This window comes from Streptomyces sp. NPDC048182 (genome assembly GCF_043202555.1).
In the GTDB taxonomy this organism is placed as follows: domain Bacteria; phylum Actinomycetota; class Actinomycetes; order Streptomycetales; family Streptomycetaceae; genus Streptomyces.
In genome coordinates this window covers 217,609-232,241 of sequence record NZ_JBIDAQ010000010.1, presented here as the reverse complement: position 1 = coordinate 232,241, position 14,633 = coordinate 217,609, and the positions used below count along the sequence as shown (strand labels likewise).

Here is a 14,633-nt window from a genome sequence, read left to right as displayed (position 1 = left end):
CTGCTTTCGCTCGGGGGTCTCGGGGAGGTCGGTTCACCTGACGCAGGGCGGGTGTTCATCTGCCCGCCACGTCGGGACGGAACCGTATCGTCGTGGCGTGAGCGTAGGGCGTCACGACGTCGGAACGCAACCGTCACGTCGTGACGCCCTATGCTGGGCCGTATGACTACCGACGCCGACGAGCCGCGCCCGCGCCGACGGGCCCCCGCCGGTGCGGCGGTGCTCCGCGAGGACGTGACGGAGGCGATCCGGGCCGCGGTCTTCGAGGAACTGGCGGCCGTCGGCTACGCGCGCATGTCCATCGAGGGCATCGCCCGCCGGGCCGGGGTCGGCAAGACGGCGGTCTACCGGCGTTGGCGCTCCAAGCTGCACCTGGTGCTCGACGTCGTCTCGGCGCTGGCCGTCCAGGGCCTGCCCGCCCCGGACACCGGCTCCCTGGAGACCGACCTGCGCCTGCTCTACGAGGTGACCTCCCGCGCCCTGCGCCACCCGATGGCCTCGCAGATCATCCCCGACCTCCAGGCGGAGGCGGCCCGCAACCCGGAGATCGACGACGCGCTCCAGAAGGCGTTGCGGGAGGGCCAGGTGGGCGTCGCCAGCAAGATCCTCGCGGCGGCGGAACACCGCGGCGAAGTCCGCCCCGGTCTCGCCCCGGACCTCGCCCTCGACCTGATCTCCGGGCCCCTGTACTGGCGCTCCGTGGTCATCCGCGGCCCGAAGCCGCCCAAGGGCTACCTGGCGGCCCTTGCCCGGACGACGGCGGCGGCCCTCAAGGCGCTGTGAGCCACGGGGCCCCGCTCAGCGGCACAGCCGCCGGGTGAGCGCGTCCAGGTCGGCCGCCCGCAGCACCCGCCCGCCGAACCCGGGCAACGGCACGTGCAGGGCGTCGGTCCAGCGCTGGGGCACGGCCGCGACGCCGTGCACGGCCCCGGCCAGACCGCCGGTGACGGCGGCCACGGTGTCGGTGTCGCCGCCCAGGTCGACCGCGGCGCGCAGGGCGTCCTCGAAGGAGGAGGTCGTGCGCAGCGCCCAGACCGCCGAGGCGAGGCAGGGCCAGACGGCGCCGTTGAACTCGGTCGCGAGGTCGGGGTGCCAGTCCGGGGCGAGGGCGGTGGCGTAGCGCCGCCGGTGCTCGGGGTGGACGGCGTCCAGGGCGGCGTCCACGGCGGCCAGGGGGTCGTCGCCGGCCAGGGCCACGCGGACCAGCTCGTGGAAGAGGGCGGTGCCCTCCCAGGCGGCCCGGTCCCCGTGCGTCAGCGCGGCGATGCGCCGGGCGGCGTCCATCGTCGCCTCGCGGCCCAGCGGCGCGAAGTGCACGGCGGCCGGCGCGGCCCGCATCAGCGCGCCGTTCCCGGCGCCCCGCTGACTGCTCTCGAAGTGCAGCGCGGCGGCGCGGTCCCAGGGATCCCCGGAGCCCAGCACGGCCTCGGTCTGGAGGCCGATGTCCTTGGGCTCGGCCGCCGCCCAGCGCTGGAACCGCCGGAACACGTCCGGCAGGTCGAGCCCGCCGCACTCCAGCAGCGACTCCGCGACCAGCACCGCCATCTGCGTGTCGTCCGTGGCCTCCCCGGGGTCCCAGCCACCGCCCCCGCACATCTCCCCGCCCCTGCCCGGCTCCGGGAAGCGCGCGGAGAAGGCGCCCTCGGGCCCGAACTCGAAGGGCGCGCCCAGCGCGTCCCCGACGGCGGAGCCGATGACGGCGCCCAGGGCGCGGTGGAGGGTCGCGGGTGTGGCCATGAGGGGAGCGTAGGGCCCCGGGGAAATGCGGTCGACAAGGGGTGAGGTGCCGGACTGTGATGGGCCCCCGACGCCCGCCGCCCCGTGCGGGCTCCGTACAGGAGGTGCCGTGGGGACCGTTGAAACCGCCCCTGAGATCGACGTCGCCCTGATCCGGCGGCTGGTCGACGACCGGTTCCCGCAGTGGGCGGGGCCGGCGCTGGAGGAGGTGCGGTCGGGGGGACTCGATCACGTGATCTACCGGCTGGGGGAGGGGCTGGCCGTGCGGCTGCCCCGGCGGGTCGGCGTGGCCGGGCACGTACGGGTCGAGGCGGAGTGGTTGCCGCGGCTGGCCCCTGCGCTGCCGTTGGCCGTGCCGGTGGTGGTGGGGGTCGGGGAGCCCGGGTTCGGGTATCCGTGGCCCTGGGCGGTGTCGCGGTGGCTGGACGGCGAGGTGGCGACCGTCGAGTTGCTGGGGGACTCCGTCGAGGCTGCCGGGGAGCTGGCGCGGTTTCTCGGCGCCCTGCACGGCTTTCCGGTCGATCACGCCGACGAAGGGCTCGCCGCCTGGGCGCTCGCCGACCGGGACCGGGTGACCCGTGAGGGCATCGCCGAGGTCGCCGGGGTGTTCGACGCGGCGGCGATGACGCGGGTGTGGGACGCGGCGCTGGACGCCCCGGCGTGGGACCGGCCGCCGGTGCTGTTCCACGGGGACTTCCACACGGGCAACCTGCTGATGGACGGCGGCCGGCTCAGCGCCGTCATCGACTTCGGCGGACTCGGCGCCGGCGACCCGGCCTGCGACCTGATGATCGCCTTCACTCTCCTTGGCGCCGAGGCCCGGGCGGTTTTCCGGGAGACCCTCGCCGTGGACGACGCCACCTGGGCGAGGGGCCGCGGCTGGGCTCTGGCCACCGGGCTGAACGCCTACACGTACTACGCCGCCGTGGACGACCGGATCGCCGCGCAGACCAGGAGGCAGATCCACGCGGCGCTCGCCGACGCCCCTTAGCCCGCCGCCTCCGGGTGGTGATGGACCCAGCCCGCCCACGCCGACGTGATCATGTCGTCCACGTCGTGCCGGGCCTTCCAGCCCAGTTCCGTCGCCGCCCGGTCCGACGAGGCGACGACGCGGGCCGGGTCGCCGGGGCGGCGGGGGGTGACGGTGGGCGGGGTGGTGTGGCCGGTGAGGGTGTTGACGCGGGCGATCAGCTCGCGGACGGAGACGCCCTCGCCGCGGCCGATGTTCAGGGTGAGGGTGCGGCCGGGGGGCGATGCCTGGAGGGCGCGGGCCGCGGCCACGTGGGCCTCGGCGAGGTCGACCACGTGGACGTAGTCCCGTACGCAGGTGCCGTCCGGGGTCGCGTAGTCGTCGCCGAAGATCAGCGGGGCCTCGCCCGCGGTGAGCTTCTCGAAGACCATCGGGACGATGTTGTAGACCCCGGTGTCGGCCAGCTCGGGGCCGGCCGCGCCCGCCACGTTGAAGTAGCGCAGGGACGCCGTCGCGAGGCCGTAGGCGCGGCCGGTCGCGCGGACCAGCCACTCGCCGGCCAGCTTGGTCTCGCCGTACGGCGACATGGGGACGCAGGGCGTCTCCTCCGTGACCAGGTCCACGTCCGGGGTGCCGTACACGGCCGCCGAGGAGGAGAGGACGAAGGAGCCGACGCCGGCCGCGGTGACCGCGTCGAGGAGGACGCGCAGGCCCTCCACGTTCTCCCGGTAGTAGTGCAGCGGCAGCTCCACCGACTCGCCGACCTGCTTCTTCGCCGCCAGGTGCACCACGCCGGTGATCTCGTGGTCGGCCAGGGCGCGGGCGACGCGCTCGCCGTCCAGGACCGAGCCGACCACCAGGGGGACGCCGTCGGGCACGCGCTGGGCGACGCCGGTGGACAGGTCGTCGTAGACCACCGCCCGCTCGCCCGCCTCGGTCAGCGCCCGGACGACATGCGCTCCGATGTAACCGGCGCCGCCGGTGATCAGCCAGGTCATGTGCCTTCTCGTTCCGTGGTCGTCGGTGGCGTGCCCGCCCTGTGCCTACCGGCCATGATCCGCCATGATCCGGCATCGCGGGTGTGGCGGCCGTCAGGACTCCGGGTCGTAGGGGTCGTGGGGGTTGTGGGGGCCGTCGGGGTGGTACGCGTCCAGCGCCGTGGTCAGCCGGTCCAGGCGGGTCCGCAGCTCCTGGATCTCCGTCAGGTCGAAGCCGGTCGCCGCCGCGATCCGGCGGGGCACCTCCACCGCGCGCTCGCGCAGCGCCACGCCCTCGCCGGTGAGCCGGATCTCCACCGACCGCTCGTCGCGCGCGCTGCGCTCGCGCCGCACCAGGCCGGCCGCCTCCAGCCGCTTGAGCAGCGGCGACAGGGTGCCGGAGTCCAGGCGCAAGTGCTCGCCCAGCTTCTTGACCGGCAGCTCGCCGTGCTCCCAGAGAGCCAGCATCACGAGGTACTGCGGGTAGGTGAGCCCGAGGTCCTTCAGGAGCACGCGGTAGACGCCGCCGAAGGCACGCGCCGCCGCGTTCAGGGAGAAGCAGATCTGCTGGTCCAGGCGGAGCCAGTCGGACCCGGTGGTGGAGATGGGCATGCGTTCAGGGTAGCCGGGGTGGGGTGGGAGCGCTATTTAGTTGTGTGCAATTGAATTGCGTGCTTCACTGAGTCCGTCAGGATGCCCCGAGACACTTAGGACGGTTCCCCATGGACGCGATCTACACCGCCGCCGCCACCGCGACCCACGGCCGGGGCGGCCGCGCCGTCAGCTCCGACGGCAAGCTGGACCTCGATCTCAGCGCCCCCGTCGAGATGGGCGGCGACGGCAAGGGCACCAACCCGGAGCAGCTCTTCGCCGCCGGGTACGCGGCCTGCTTCGGCGGCGCGCTCGGCGTGGTCGGCAAGAAGGCGAACGTCGACGTCAGCGAGGCCGCGGTGACCGCCGAGGTCGGCATCGGCAAGCAGGGCGAGGGCTTCGGCCTCAAGGTCACCCTCCGGGTCGAGCTGCCCGAGGGCGTGGACGAGAACACCGGCCGCGAGCTGGTCGAGCAGGCCCACCAGGTCTGCCCGTACTCCAACGCCACCCGCGGCAACATCGAGGTCGACCTCGTCGTCGAGTAACCGCCGCTCGAAGATTCACCGCACCCGCGCCAGCACCTCCCCCGTCCGCTCGCTCCACGCCACCACCACCGCCTCCGCCGGCACCCGCCGCCACCGCGTCAGCAGCAACCACCGCACGTGGTAGCGGCGGACCACGGCGGTGCGCCGGGCGGCGGTGGAGTCCGGGGCGAGGTACGCCGCCACGTCGGCCGCCCGCCGCGCCCGCTCCCGTTCGTCCAGTGAGGCGTCCGGCCAGGCGGGCGCGGCGAGGTCCGGCCCGTAGCCGGCGATGGCGTGCCCGGCGTAGTACCCGTCGGTGATCACCACCTCGCCGGGGCGCATGTGCCGCGCCGCCCAGGTGTACGACGGCCACTCGGGCGGCTGCGGAAAGCCCCCGGGGATCAGCGCCCCCGCCTGCACGGTCAGGAACCCGGTGAGCGCCCCCGCCGCCGCCGCGCAGCCCAGCACCCGGCGCCACCGCCCCCACGGCCGGGGCGCCGCCAGTTCCACCGCCAGCGCGAACTGCGCGGGCACCAGGCTCAGGCCCAGGATGCGGCCGTAGGTGTAGTGGCCGCTGACCCAGCCGTACGCCACCACCGCGCAGTCCAGCGCGAACATCAGCACCAGCGGGTCCCGCGCCGAGCGCCGCCCGCGCAGCCACAGCGCCGGCAGCCCGAGCAGCGCCAGCCAGAACTCGCCCGGCAGATCCAGGTACAGCACCCGGTGCATGCCGTCCACGCTGCCGTCCCCGGCCAGCGCGAAGACGTCGAAGTACGGCCACAGCGCGGCGGCGCCCAGTGCCACCGCCCCGGTCAGTGCCCAGCGTCCGGCGACCGCCGCCCGCCAACCCCGCTGCCAGCCGGCCACCAGCGCCACCGCGCCGAGCACCGCGGCCACCGAGGTGATCGGGTGGACCAGGAGGATCAGCGCGTAGAGCAGGCCGAGCAGCGCGTACCCGGGCAGCCCGCGCAGTCCGCCCGGGCCGACGTACCGCACCCGGCGCCCGTCCCGCGCCCGCGCGCCGGTCAGCGCCCAGGCCCAGAAGGTCAGGCCGATGGCGAAGGTCGACGGGTAGCCGAGGTTGCCCGTCATCGACATCAGCCCCAGATACCCGCTCCACCAGGCCCGGTCGGTGCCCCACAGCAGCGTCATCGCGCCGAGCGCCAGGACCGGCGCCCACGGCCGCGGGGTCAGGACGCGCACGAAGCGGTTCAGGCCGGTCAGCAGCACCAGCAGGTTCAGCGGGCCGGCCAGGCGCAGCACCTCCCAGCCGCCGAAGCCGGTCAGCCGGGCGAAGACGCCCTCGGCCAGCGCGTACGGCGAGTAATAGGGGCTGCCGGCGCCGGGCAGGTCGGCCATCGGGTGGCGCGGGTGCAGCAGGCTCGCCCGGAGCCGTTCGACCACCGCCGCGTGCTGTCCGGCGTCGCAGCACAGCGGCACCCGCCAGTAAGCGAGGGACATGGCGAGGAAGAACAGCAGGCCGGCGACCTGGAACGGGGTCGGCCGCCAGGCGCGGCCACCGCGCAGCGCCGTCGCGCCGCGCACGGAGCGCCCGGTGCCGGTGGTGAGGACGCCGGTGCTCACAGGGCGACGGAAGGCAGGGACATTCGAGGCATTTGCCGTACCTTCCCGCCAGGATGGGTCAGCTGGCGTCACGTCACCCCAACGAGTGAGCCGCGCCGCTAACCGACCGCACCCACCCGCGCACCCTGCCCCTGCGCCGGCACCGCCACCCGCCCCCGCACCACCGGCTCCAGGAGCAGCGGCAGCCCGAGCACCGGCAGCAGCCAGGCCAGCACGATCAGCCGGTCGCCCCAGATGGCGATGTCCGGATGCGCGGCCTGGGTGAGCACGCCGGTGGCGGCAGCCGCGACGACGAAGCCGCCGGCCGCCCGCCCCCGCCGCAGCGCGCCCCAGGCGCCGGCGGCCAGGGCGGCGAGGAAGAGCGGCTGCACCGCCTGCCGGCGCAGCCACTCCACCCAGAAGTTGCCCTCCAGCTGCCAGAACTCCGGCCACGGACGCGGACGGTCGGGCCGTGCGAAGTGCCCGGTGAGCAGGTCCTGGAGGCTGTCCGTCTCCGACGGGTAGTGCAGCAGCCGGGCCAGCACCATCGTGCCCAGCGCGCCCGCGAGGCCGACCGCGGCGAGCGGCAGCGCGTCCCGGGCGGCCGACCGGCGGCGCACGGCGATCAGCGCGCCCGCCGCCGCGAGGGCGAGGCCGAGGAACAGCGCCTGGGAGTGCTTCACGGTGAACAGCGCCGCCAGCGACCCGGCGACCAGCGCGAGACCCGCCCGCCGCCGGTCCGTCCGCAGCACCAGCGCGCAGCCCCACACCGCCGCCAGCGTCAGCGCCATGAGCAGCCCCTCGGCCATCGGCCGCATCGCCGTCGACCCGCACGGCAGCACGTAGTACAGCGCCTGCCCGGTCAGCGCGAGCGGCACCGGCACCGCGAGGGTGCGCAGGATCAGGAAGGCCAGCACGCCACCCGCCACCGCGATCACCACGCCGGCCGTCCACAGCCCCCAGTCCGCCCCGAGGGCGGTGACGAAGGGCACCAGGAACGCCGGGTAGCCGGGGCGCACCTCGAAGATGCGCATGTAGCGCTCCGTCAGGTACGGCACAGTGTGCCCGCCGGTCTGCCCGGCCGCCAGCCGGGGCGCCACCTGCGCCCACTCCCGCTCCCGGCACGTCTCGGTGACCGGCACGGTGGGGTCGGCGCGGTGGAAGCGCAGCACGTGCACGCTCTGCGTGCGCCGGGCCGTCGAGGCTTGGCTGGCGCACACGTAGTCGATGGTCTCGGCGGCCACGCTCCGCTTGTCGCCGCCGCTCAGGCTCAGCGCGTACGCCAGGTAGTTCTTGGTGTCCGGGGTGTCCCGGCCGGTGACGCCCGCGAGCTGGACCACCGCGAACAGCGCGGCGAGGAGCAGCACCCAGGTCCGCGGCCTCGGCGCCGTCACGACGAGGTCAGCAGGTCGCGGCCGGGCGTGGCGGCGCGGGCGCCGGGCACGGCGGCCCGGGGCGCGGGCATCGGCTCGCCGAGCAGCAGCGTGCGCACCACCCGCTCGGCGGCCCGCCCGTCGTCGTACTCGCCGAACCGCCGCCGGAAGGCCGACCGCAGCCGCGCCGACTCCTCGTCCCGCCACGCGCCCGAGGTGAGCAGCCAGGTCAGTTCGCGCTGCGAGCGCGCGACATGGCCCGGCGGCTCGGCGGTGAGGTCGACGTACAGGCCGCGGCTCGCGGTGTACGCGGCCCAGTCGTCGGCGTGCAGCACGATCGGGCGGTCCAGGAGCGCGTAGTCGGCCATCAGGGCCGAGTAGTCGGTGACCAGGACGTCGGCGGCGAGCAGCACCTGCTCGACGTGCGGCTCGCCGGTCGCGTCGACCAGCACGCCCCTGCGGTGCAGCTCGGCCAGGCCCAGGCCGCGCGCCGGGCCGCCGGCCAGGCTCGGGTGCAGCCGCACCACCAGGGTGTGCCCGGCGCCGAGGTCCGCGGCGAGCCGCTCCAGGTCGAGCCGGTCGACGTGCCCGCCGCGCCGGTAGTCCCGGCGGGTCGGCGCGTACAGCACCGCCGTGTGCCCGTCCGGGACGCCGAGCCGGGCGCGGGCCCGGGCGGTGTCGGCCGGGCCGGCGTTCACCAGCACGTCGTTGCGCGGGCTGCCGGTGCGGGCCGAGGCGAAGTGGCAGGGGTAGGCCCGCTCCCACACCCGCTCCGAGTACCGGTCGGCGACCAGGCTGACGTCCCAGCGGTCGGCCCGGCGCAGCATCTGCGGCACGTCCAGGCCGAGCCGGGCGCCGGGCCTGCCCAGCAGGTCGACGCCCATGTACTTCAGCGGGGTGCCCTGGTGGGTGTGGATGTGCAGGCTGCCGGGCCGCTTGGGCACGGCACCGGGCCAGTTGACGTTGTTCACGAGGAACGCCGCCCGCTCGGTCGCCCGGCGGTAGGCCGCGCTGCCGAGCAGCACGTAGTCGGTGTCCGGCGGCAGCAGCGCGGCCTCCTCGGCGCCGCGCACCACCCACACGCCGCGCAGCCGGGGCGCGATCTCGCGGGCCTTGGCGTGGATCGCCGCCGGGTCGCCGAGGGCGCCGCGGTGCGAGAACGCCGAGTACAGGACGAGATCCTCGTCGAGGGGGCGGCGGACGTGCACCGCCGAGCGGGCCCGGCCGAGCCGCCCGGTGACCTGCTCGCGGGCCTGCCGGCCGCGCCGCTCCGCCGTGCGGGCGGCCCGCGCGGCGCGGCGGTGCAGCAGGTAGGCGGGCCAGCCGTGCTCCAGGACCCGCAGTGCGGCCGGCACCTCGGCGCCCTCGGGGCGGTGGGCGCGGAACAGCTCGGCGGTGCGGCGGAAGAACTCCGCCCGGTCGGCGGGGGGCAGCCGGTCGGGCTTGGAGAGGATGTCCAGGCAGTGCTCGCCCATCTTGGCGTGCAGGAAGGGCCGCCAGCGGGCGAGGTGCGGGCGGGCGTCGAGGAAGGCGAAGACCCGCTCGTACTGCTCGTGCACGTCGAAGTGCTTGCGGCTGGTGGTGGAGAGGATGTTGCCCTGTCTGCGCTGCCGGTAGTTCAGGCAGATCCGGTCCAGGACGGCGATCCGGTCGGCGCTGAACATCACCGGGAAGGTCCAGGGGGTGTCCTCGTAGTAGCCCGGCGGGAAGGCGAAGCCCTCGCGCTCGACGAAGTCGCGGCGGTAGACCTTGTTCCACACCACCATCAACAGGTCGAGGATCTCCGGGCGTTCGGCGGCGGTGAAGGGTGCGGGACCCGCCTCGGTGAGGACCCGGGCGAGCGCGTTGCGCCGGGTGCCGCCCCACCAGTAGGCGCGGGCGTAGTCGAAGACCAGCACGTCCGGGTCGCCGGCCTCCGCCAGGCGGGCGGCGGTCGCGGCCAGGGCGCCCGGGGTGAGGGTGTCGTCGCTGTCCAGGAAGAACAGGTAGTCGCCGCGCGCGTGCGGCAGCCCGGCGTTGCGGGCCCGGCCCAGGCCCACGTTCTCCGGCAGGTGCAGCACCCGCACCCGGGCGTCGCGGGCCGCGTACTCGTCCAGGATCGCGCCGCAGCCGTCCGGGGAGCGGTCGTCCACCGCGATGACCTCGAGGTCCCGCCAGGACTGCCCGAGGACCGAGTCCAGGCACTCGCGCAGGAAGGCCTGCACCTTGAAGCAGGGGATGATCACGCTGAAGCGGGGCACGACGGTCAGCTCCTCACGGGGGTGGCGGCGGCGGGGGCCGGGACGCGTTCGGCGAGCGGCACCACCGGCGGGATCGCCTCGGGCGGCTCGCCGAGCAGCACCCGGCGCACCACGCGCTCGGCGGCCCGGCCGTCGTCGAACTCGCAGAACCGCTCCCGGAACGCGGCCCGCAGCGCCGCCGACTCCGCGCCCAGGTGCTCGCCGTCGCGGAAGACGCGGGCCAGCTCCTCGGGCGTGCGCGCGAAGGGGCCCGGCGGGGCGGCCGGCAGGTCGAAGTAGACGCCCCGGGTCTCCCGGTAGACCTCCCAGTCGTCGGCGTACACGACGATGGGCCGGTCCAGGTTGGCGTAGTCGAACATGATGGACGAGTAGTCGGTGACCAGCGCGTCGGCGGCCAGGCACACCTCCTCGGCGGAGGGGTGCGCGGTGACGTCGATGACCCGGCCGGTGGAGCGGGCGCCGCCGCGGTCGTAGAAGTAGTGGGCGCGCAGCAGCACCACCACGTCCTCGCCGGCCGCCGCGCAGAACGCCTCCAGGTCCAGGCCGCCGGCGCCGAAGCCGGTCTCCCAGTCGCGGTGGGTGGGCGCGTACAGCACGGCGGTCCTGCCGTCCGGGACGCCGAGCGCGCGCCGGGCGCGGGCCACGTCGTCGGCGGTCGCGGTCAGGTACACGTCGTTGCGCGGGTAGCCGTACTCCAGTTGCTCGTACGAGCCCGGGAAGGCCCGCTCCCACATCTGGGTGGAGTGGCGGTTGGCGGAGAGGTTGAAGTCCCAGCGGTCGACCCGGCCGAGCAGCTTGCCGAAGCTGCCGGTGGCCGCCGCGACCACGGGGTACGTCGACTGGTCGACGCCCATGGTCTTCAGCGGGGTGCCGTGCTGGGTCTGGAGGTGCACGCTGCCGGGGCGCTTGACGACGCCCTCGGCGAAGTTGGCGTTGTTCACCAGGTACGTGGCCCGCGCCAGCACCTCCCAGGCGCGGCGGGTGCCGAGCACGGCGGTCTCGACGCCGGCCGGCACGGTGTGCGCCCGGCCCGGCTCGACCAGGAACACCCCGCGCAGGTGGGGGGCGAGTTCGCGGGCCTTGGCGTGGATCGCGGCCGGGTTGCAGGCGTAGCCGCGGCCCCAGTAGGCGCAGTACGCGACGAGGTTCGGGTCCAGGGGGCGGCGCAGCGCGCGCCGGTAGCGCAGCCGGGTGCCGAGGCCGCGCGGGGGGCGGGGCAGCCGGGTCAGCGCGCCGGCCGCCGCGCGGTTGGCGGCGCGCAGCGCGCGGAAGCCGGAGTACGAGCCGGACGCCAGGAGCCGGTGCTGCACGCCGAGCCGGCCGCCCGGGACGCGGAAGCCGGCCGGGCGGTGACGCCGGTAGAGGCGGCTCGCGCGGCGGAACCAGTCCCGGCGGCCGTCGGTGAGGCGCCGGGGGTGCACGGCGGTCTTCAGGATCGCGGCGAAGAGCTGCTCGAAGAGGGCCGCCCGGCGCTCCGCCGCGAGGCCCCGCTCGGCGGCGTGCGCCAGCGCCCGCTCCGCCTGGTCGAGGAGGTCGGCGTGGTGCGGCCCCGGCAGGCTGAGCCGGCTGCCCTGGCGGCGTACCAGGTGCCGCACGATCACCGCGCGCAGCACCGCCACCCGGGTCGCCTCGGCGGCGGCAGGCGCGCCGAAGCCGACGTCCGTGAAGTGGCCCTCGGGGAAGGACAGGCGGCGGTCGGCGAGGAACGCCCGGCGGTAGAGCGCGCTCCAGGCGGGCAGCTGCACGCCGGTCAGCCACGGGGCCCGGTCGGGGGAGAAGGCGTCGCGCGGGGCCTTCGCGAGCAGCGGGGCCGCCGGGTTGGCGGGCTCGCCCTCCCACCAGGGCACCCGCTCGTGCTCGGCGTACAGCACGTCCACGCCGCCGGTGTCCGCGAGGCGGGCGTCCAGCGCGGTCAGGGCGCCGGGGGCGAGGGTGTCGTCGCCGTCGAGGAAGAGCAGGTAGGCGCCGGTCGCCGCCCGGGTGCCGGCGTTGCGCGCGCCGGCCAGGCCGGCCGACGGCGGGGCGTGCACCGGGCGCACCCGGGGGTCGTGCGCGGCACGGGCGGCGACGACGTCCGCGGCGGCGGCGTCGGCCGCGTCGTGCACGGGGATCAGCTCGAAGTCGCCGAAGGACTGGGCGAGGACCGAGTCGAGGGCGAGGGGCAGCCGGCCCGCGACGCCGTGGGACGGGACGATGATGCTGAAGCGGGGCATGCTGCTGCTCTTTCTCTCTGGTCGTTCTCTCCGTGACCGGCGCGTGTCGTCCGTGGACCGGCGCGCGGGTGCTCGCGGTGGACCAACGCCGGTCAGCGGCTGTCGGTGACGGTGCGGGGCCCCGCGGGATGCGGCACGGCGGGTGGCGGCGCGGCCGGGTGGGGCACGGCGGGGTGGGGCACGGCGGGGTGCGGCACGGTCGCCGACGGGGTGCGCGCGAGGGCGGTCGCCGCGAGCGTGGCGGACGGTGCCGGGTGCCGGTCGGCGAGCGGCACCACCGGGGGCAGCGCGGCCTCCGGCTCGCCGAGCACCACGCGGCGCACCACGCGCTCGGCGGCGCGGCCGTCGTCCCACGGGCAGAACCGCTCCCGGAAGGCGGCCCTGAGCCGGGCGGACCGGGCGCCGCGCCAGTGCCCGGAGACGAAGACGTCGACCAGTTCGTCCTCGTCCCGGGCGACGGCTCCTGGCGGGTGCGCGGCCAGGTCGACGTAGGTCCCGCGGACCGCCTCGAAGACCTCCGCGTCGGCGGTGTGCAGCACGATGGGGCGGTCCAGGCCCGCGTAGTCGCACATCAGTGCCGACCAGTCGGTGACCAGGGCGTCGGAGGCGAGGCAGAGCGCGGCGAGGCTCGGGTGCTCCCGTACGTCGCTGACGTCCAGCACCCGGCCCCGGGTCTCCGCGAGCGGGCCGCCGTGGCCCAGCGGGGCGCGGGCCAGCACCGTGAAGCGGGGGCCGAGCCGCCCGGCGACGCGCTGGAGGTCAAGGGCGCAGTGCTGGGTGCGCCGGTGGTCGCGGGCCACGGGCGCGTACAGGATCGCGACGGTGCCCTCGGGGATGCCGAGCGCCGCGCGCAGCCGGGCCACGTCGGCGGCGGTCGCCCGCTGGAGGACGTCGGTGCGCGGCCGACCGTACTCCAGGGTGGTGTAGCGGCCGGGGTGGACGCGCTCCCAGGTCAGGGTGGAGTGGCGGTTGGCGGAGAGGACGAAGTTCCAGGAGTCGACGTCCGCGAGCAGCCGCGCGAAGTCGGTGCCGACCGAGGCGGCCGGGCGCTCCTGGAGGTCGAGGCCCGCGTGCGCCAGCGGCGTCCCGGCCTGCGTCTGCACCAGCACCTGGCCCCGGCGGCGGCGCAGGCCGGGGTCGAAGGGGGCGTCGTGGACGAGGTACTTGGAGCGGGCCAGCGCCGTCCAGTACGCCGCCGAGCCGGGCGTCAGCCGGCGGGTGCCGGGCGGCACGGTGGGGTGGTGCGCGGGGTCGGCCGCCCACGCCGTGCGGAGGTGCGGGGCGAGGGAGCGCACGGCCTGCTCCAGGGCGCCCGGGTCGCCGCCGTGGCCCCCTTCGGCGGAGGCGAACACCGCGCGGTCCGCGCGCAGCGGGAGGGCCCGCTGGAGGCGGTAGTGCAGGCACAGGGCGCCGGTGCGGGTCGCTGTCCGCAGCCGGCGCCCGAGCCCGCGGATCCGGCGCCCGACGGCGGCGGCCAGGCGCAGGGCGTCGTAGGCGCCGGGCGGGCCAAGGCGGAGCAGGGCGTGGCGCAGCCGGGCGGGCGGCGCGGCGGGGGCGCCGGGGACGCGGTGGCGGCGGCAGTGGACGCGGGCCCGGCGCAGGAACTCGGGGCGCAGGGCGCGGGGGAGGCGGTCGGGGCGGGCGTACACCGCGACGAGGTGGTCGGCCATCCGCCGGTACAGGGCGGGTCGCCAGCGGGACAGCTCGGGGTGCGTCCCCAGGAAGGCGAAGACCCGGTCGTACTGGTCGAAGACGTCCAGGTGGCGCTCGCTCGGCGTGCCGAGGATGCTGCCGCTGCGGCGTTGGCGGTAGTGCACGCAGACCCGGTCCAGGGTGGCGATCGTCCCCGCCCGCATCAGCACCGGGTAGGTCCACGGGGTGTCCTCGTAGTAGCCGGGCGGGAAGGCGAAGCCCCCGCGTTCGGCGTACGCGCGGCGGACGGCCTTGTTCCAGGCCACCATCAGCAGCCGGAGCAGGCCGGGCCGGTCGGTGAGCGCGAAGGGCTGTTCCGCCCCCCGCTCCGTGAGGTGTGCGGCGGCCTGGTTGCGCACCGCCTCGCCGGTCCACGCCACGCGCGCGTAGTCGTAGACCAGGACGTCCGGCTCGCCGGTCTCCTCCACCCGGCCCGCGACGGCGGCGAGCGCGCCCGGGGTGAGGGTGTCGTCGCCGTCCAGGAAGACCAGGTAGTCGCCGCGCGCCCGCGCCATACCGGCGTTGCGGGCGGGGCCCAGGCCGCCGTTGGCCGGCAGGTGCACGGGCCGCACCCGGGGGTCGCGGGCCGCGAACTCGGCGATGACCTCCGCGCAGGCGTCCGGCGAGCAGTCGTCCACCACGATCAGTTCGAGGTCCGGGTACGACTGGGACAGCACCGACTCCAGGCACGCGTGCAGATACGCCTGCACCCGGTACGCGGGGACGATGACACTGAACCTGGGCACGGGGACA

At 75.9% G+C, this 14,633-nt stretch carries 11 protein-coding genes; 3 read left to right on the top strand and 8 right to left on the bottom strand.

Features of this window, described 5'->3' with window-relative positions:
• Positions 1–162: 162 nt before the first annotated feature.
• Positions 163–783 (top strand): TetR/AcrR family transcriptional regulator, encoded by a 621-nt coding sequence (locus tag ACGFZL_RS21170; protein ID WP_393693715.1) that lies wholly within the window; start codon positions 163–165, stop codon positions 781–783.
• 15 nt (positions 784–798) lie between these two features.
• On the opposite strand, the gene ACGFZL_RS21165 is transcribed toward ACGFZL_RS21170, so the two are convergent.
• Positions 799–1,737, bottom strand: coding sequence for an ADP-ribosylglycohydrolase family protein (locus ACGFZL_RS21165; RefSeq protein WP_393693713.1), 939 nt, complete (start codon positions 1,735–1,737; stop codon positions 799–801).
• 109 nt (positions 1,738–1,846) lie between these two features.
• Here ACGFZL_RS21165 and ACGFZL_RS21160 point away from each other — a divergent pair, with 109 nt between their 5' ends.
• Positions 1,847–2,728 carry an aminoglycoside phosphotransferase family protein gene (locus tag ACGFZL_RS21160; RefSeq protein WP_393693711.1) on the top strand — a complete coding sequence of 294 codons (882 nt, stop codon included), beginning with the start codon at positions 1,847–1,849 and terminating at the stop codon, positions 2,726–2,728.
• Here the strand turns inward: ACGFZL_RS21160 and galE are convergent.
• Together galE and ACGFZL_RS21150 are read right to left on the bottom strand one after the other, a co-directional pair.
• Entirely contained in the window at positions 2,725–3,705 is a 981-nt protein-coding gene (galE, locus tag ACGFZL_RS21155) for a UDP-glucose 4-epimerase GalE (protein WP_393693709.1), read from the bottom strand. The genes ACGFZL_RS21160 and galE overlap by 4 nt on opposite strands.
• A 93-nt stretch (positions 3,706–3,798) precedes the next feature.
• Positions 3,799–4,296: a MarR family winged helix-turn-helix transcriptional regulator gene (locus ACGFZL_RS21150; protein WP_393693707.1), complete on the bottom strand. Its 498-nt coding sequence runs from the start codon at positions 4,294–4,296 to the stop codon at positions 3,799–3,801.
• A 110-nt stretch (positions 4,297–4,406) separates the two neighbouring features.
• Here ACGFZL_RS21150 and ACGFZL_RS21145 point away from each other — a divergent pair, with 110 nt between their 5' ends.
• Positions 4,407–4,820 (top strand): organic hydroperoxide resistance protein, encoded by a 414-nt coding sequence (locus tag ACGFZL_RS21145; RefSeq protein WP_355176315.1) that lies wholly within the window; start codon positions 4,407–4,409, stop codon positions 4,818–4,820.
• 15 nt (positions 4,821–4,835) lie between these two features.
• Here the strand turns inward: ACGFZL_RS21145 and ACGFZL_RS21140 are convergent, their stop codons facing one another.
• From ACGFZL_RS21140 to ACGFZL_RS21120, 5 genes are all read right to left on the bottom strand, one after another.
• Positions 4,836–6,383, bottom strand: coding sequence for a hypothetical protein (locus tag ACGFZL_RS21140; RefSeq protein ID WP_393693705.1), 1,548 nt, complete (start codon positions 6,381–6,383; stop codon positions 4,836–4,838).
• Between the two features lie 98 nt (positions 6,384–6,481).
• Entirely contained in the window at positions 6,482–7,729 is a 1,248-nt protein-coding gene (locus tag ACGFZL_RS21135; RefSeq protein ID WP_393693765.1) for a hypothetical protein, read from the bottom strand.
• A gap of 23 nt (positions 7,730–7,752) precedes the next feature.
• Complete coding sequence (locus ACGFZL_RS21130) at positions 7,753–9,975, bottom strand: CDP-glycerol glycerophosphotransferase family protein (RefSeq protein ID WP_393693703.1); 2,223 nt, start codon at positions 9,973–9,975, stop codon at positions 7,753–7,755.
• A gap of 5 nt (positions 9,976–9,980) precedes the next feature.
• Positions 9,981–12,188 carry a CDP-glycerol glycerophosphotransferase family protein gene (locus ACGFZL_RS21125; RefSeq protein ID WP_393693701.1) on the bottom strand — a complete coding sequence of 736 codons (2,208 nt, stop codon included), beginning with the start codon at positions 12,186–12,188 and terminating at the stop codon, positions 9,981–9,983.
• A 92-nt stretch (positions 12,189–12,280) separates the two neighbouring features.
• Positions 12,281–14,626: a CDP-glycerol glycerophosphotransferase family protein gene (locus tag ACGFZL_RS21120; RefSeq protein WP_393693699.1), complete on the bottom strand. Its 2,346-nt coding sequence runs from the start codon at positions 14,624–14,626 to the stop codon at positions 12,281–12,283.
• Positions 14,627–14,633: the final 7 nt, after the last annotated feature.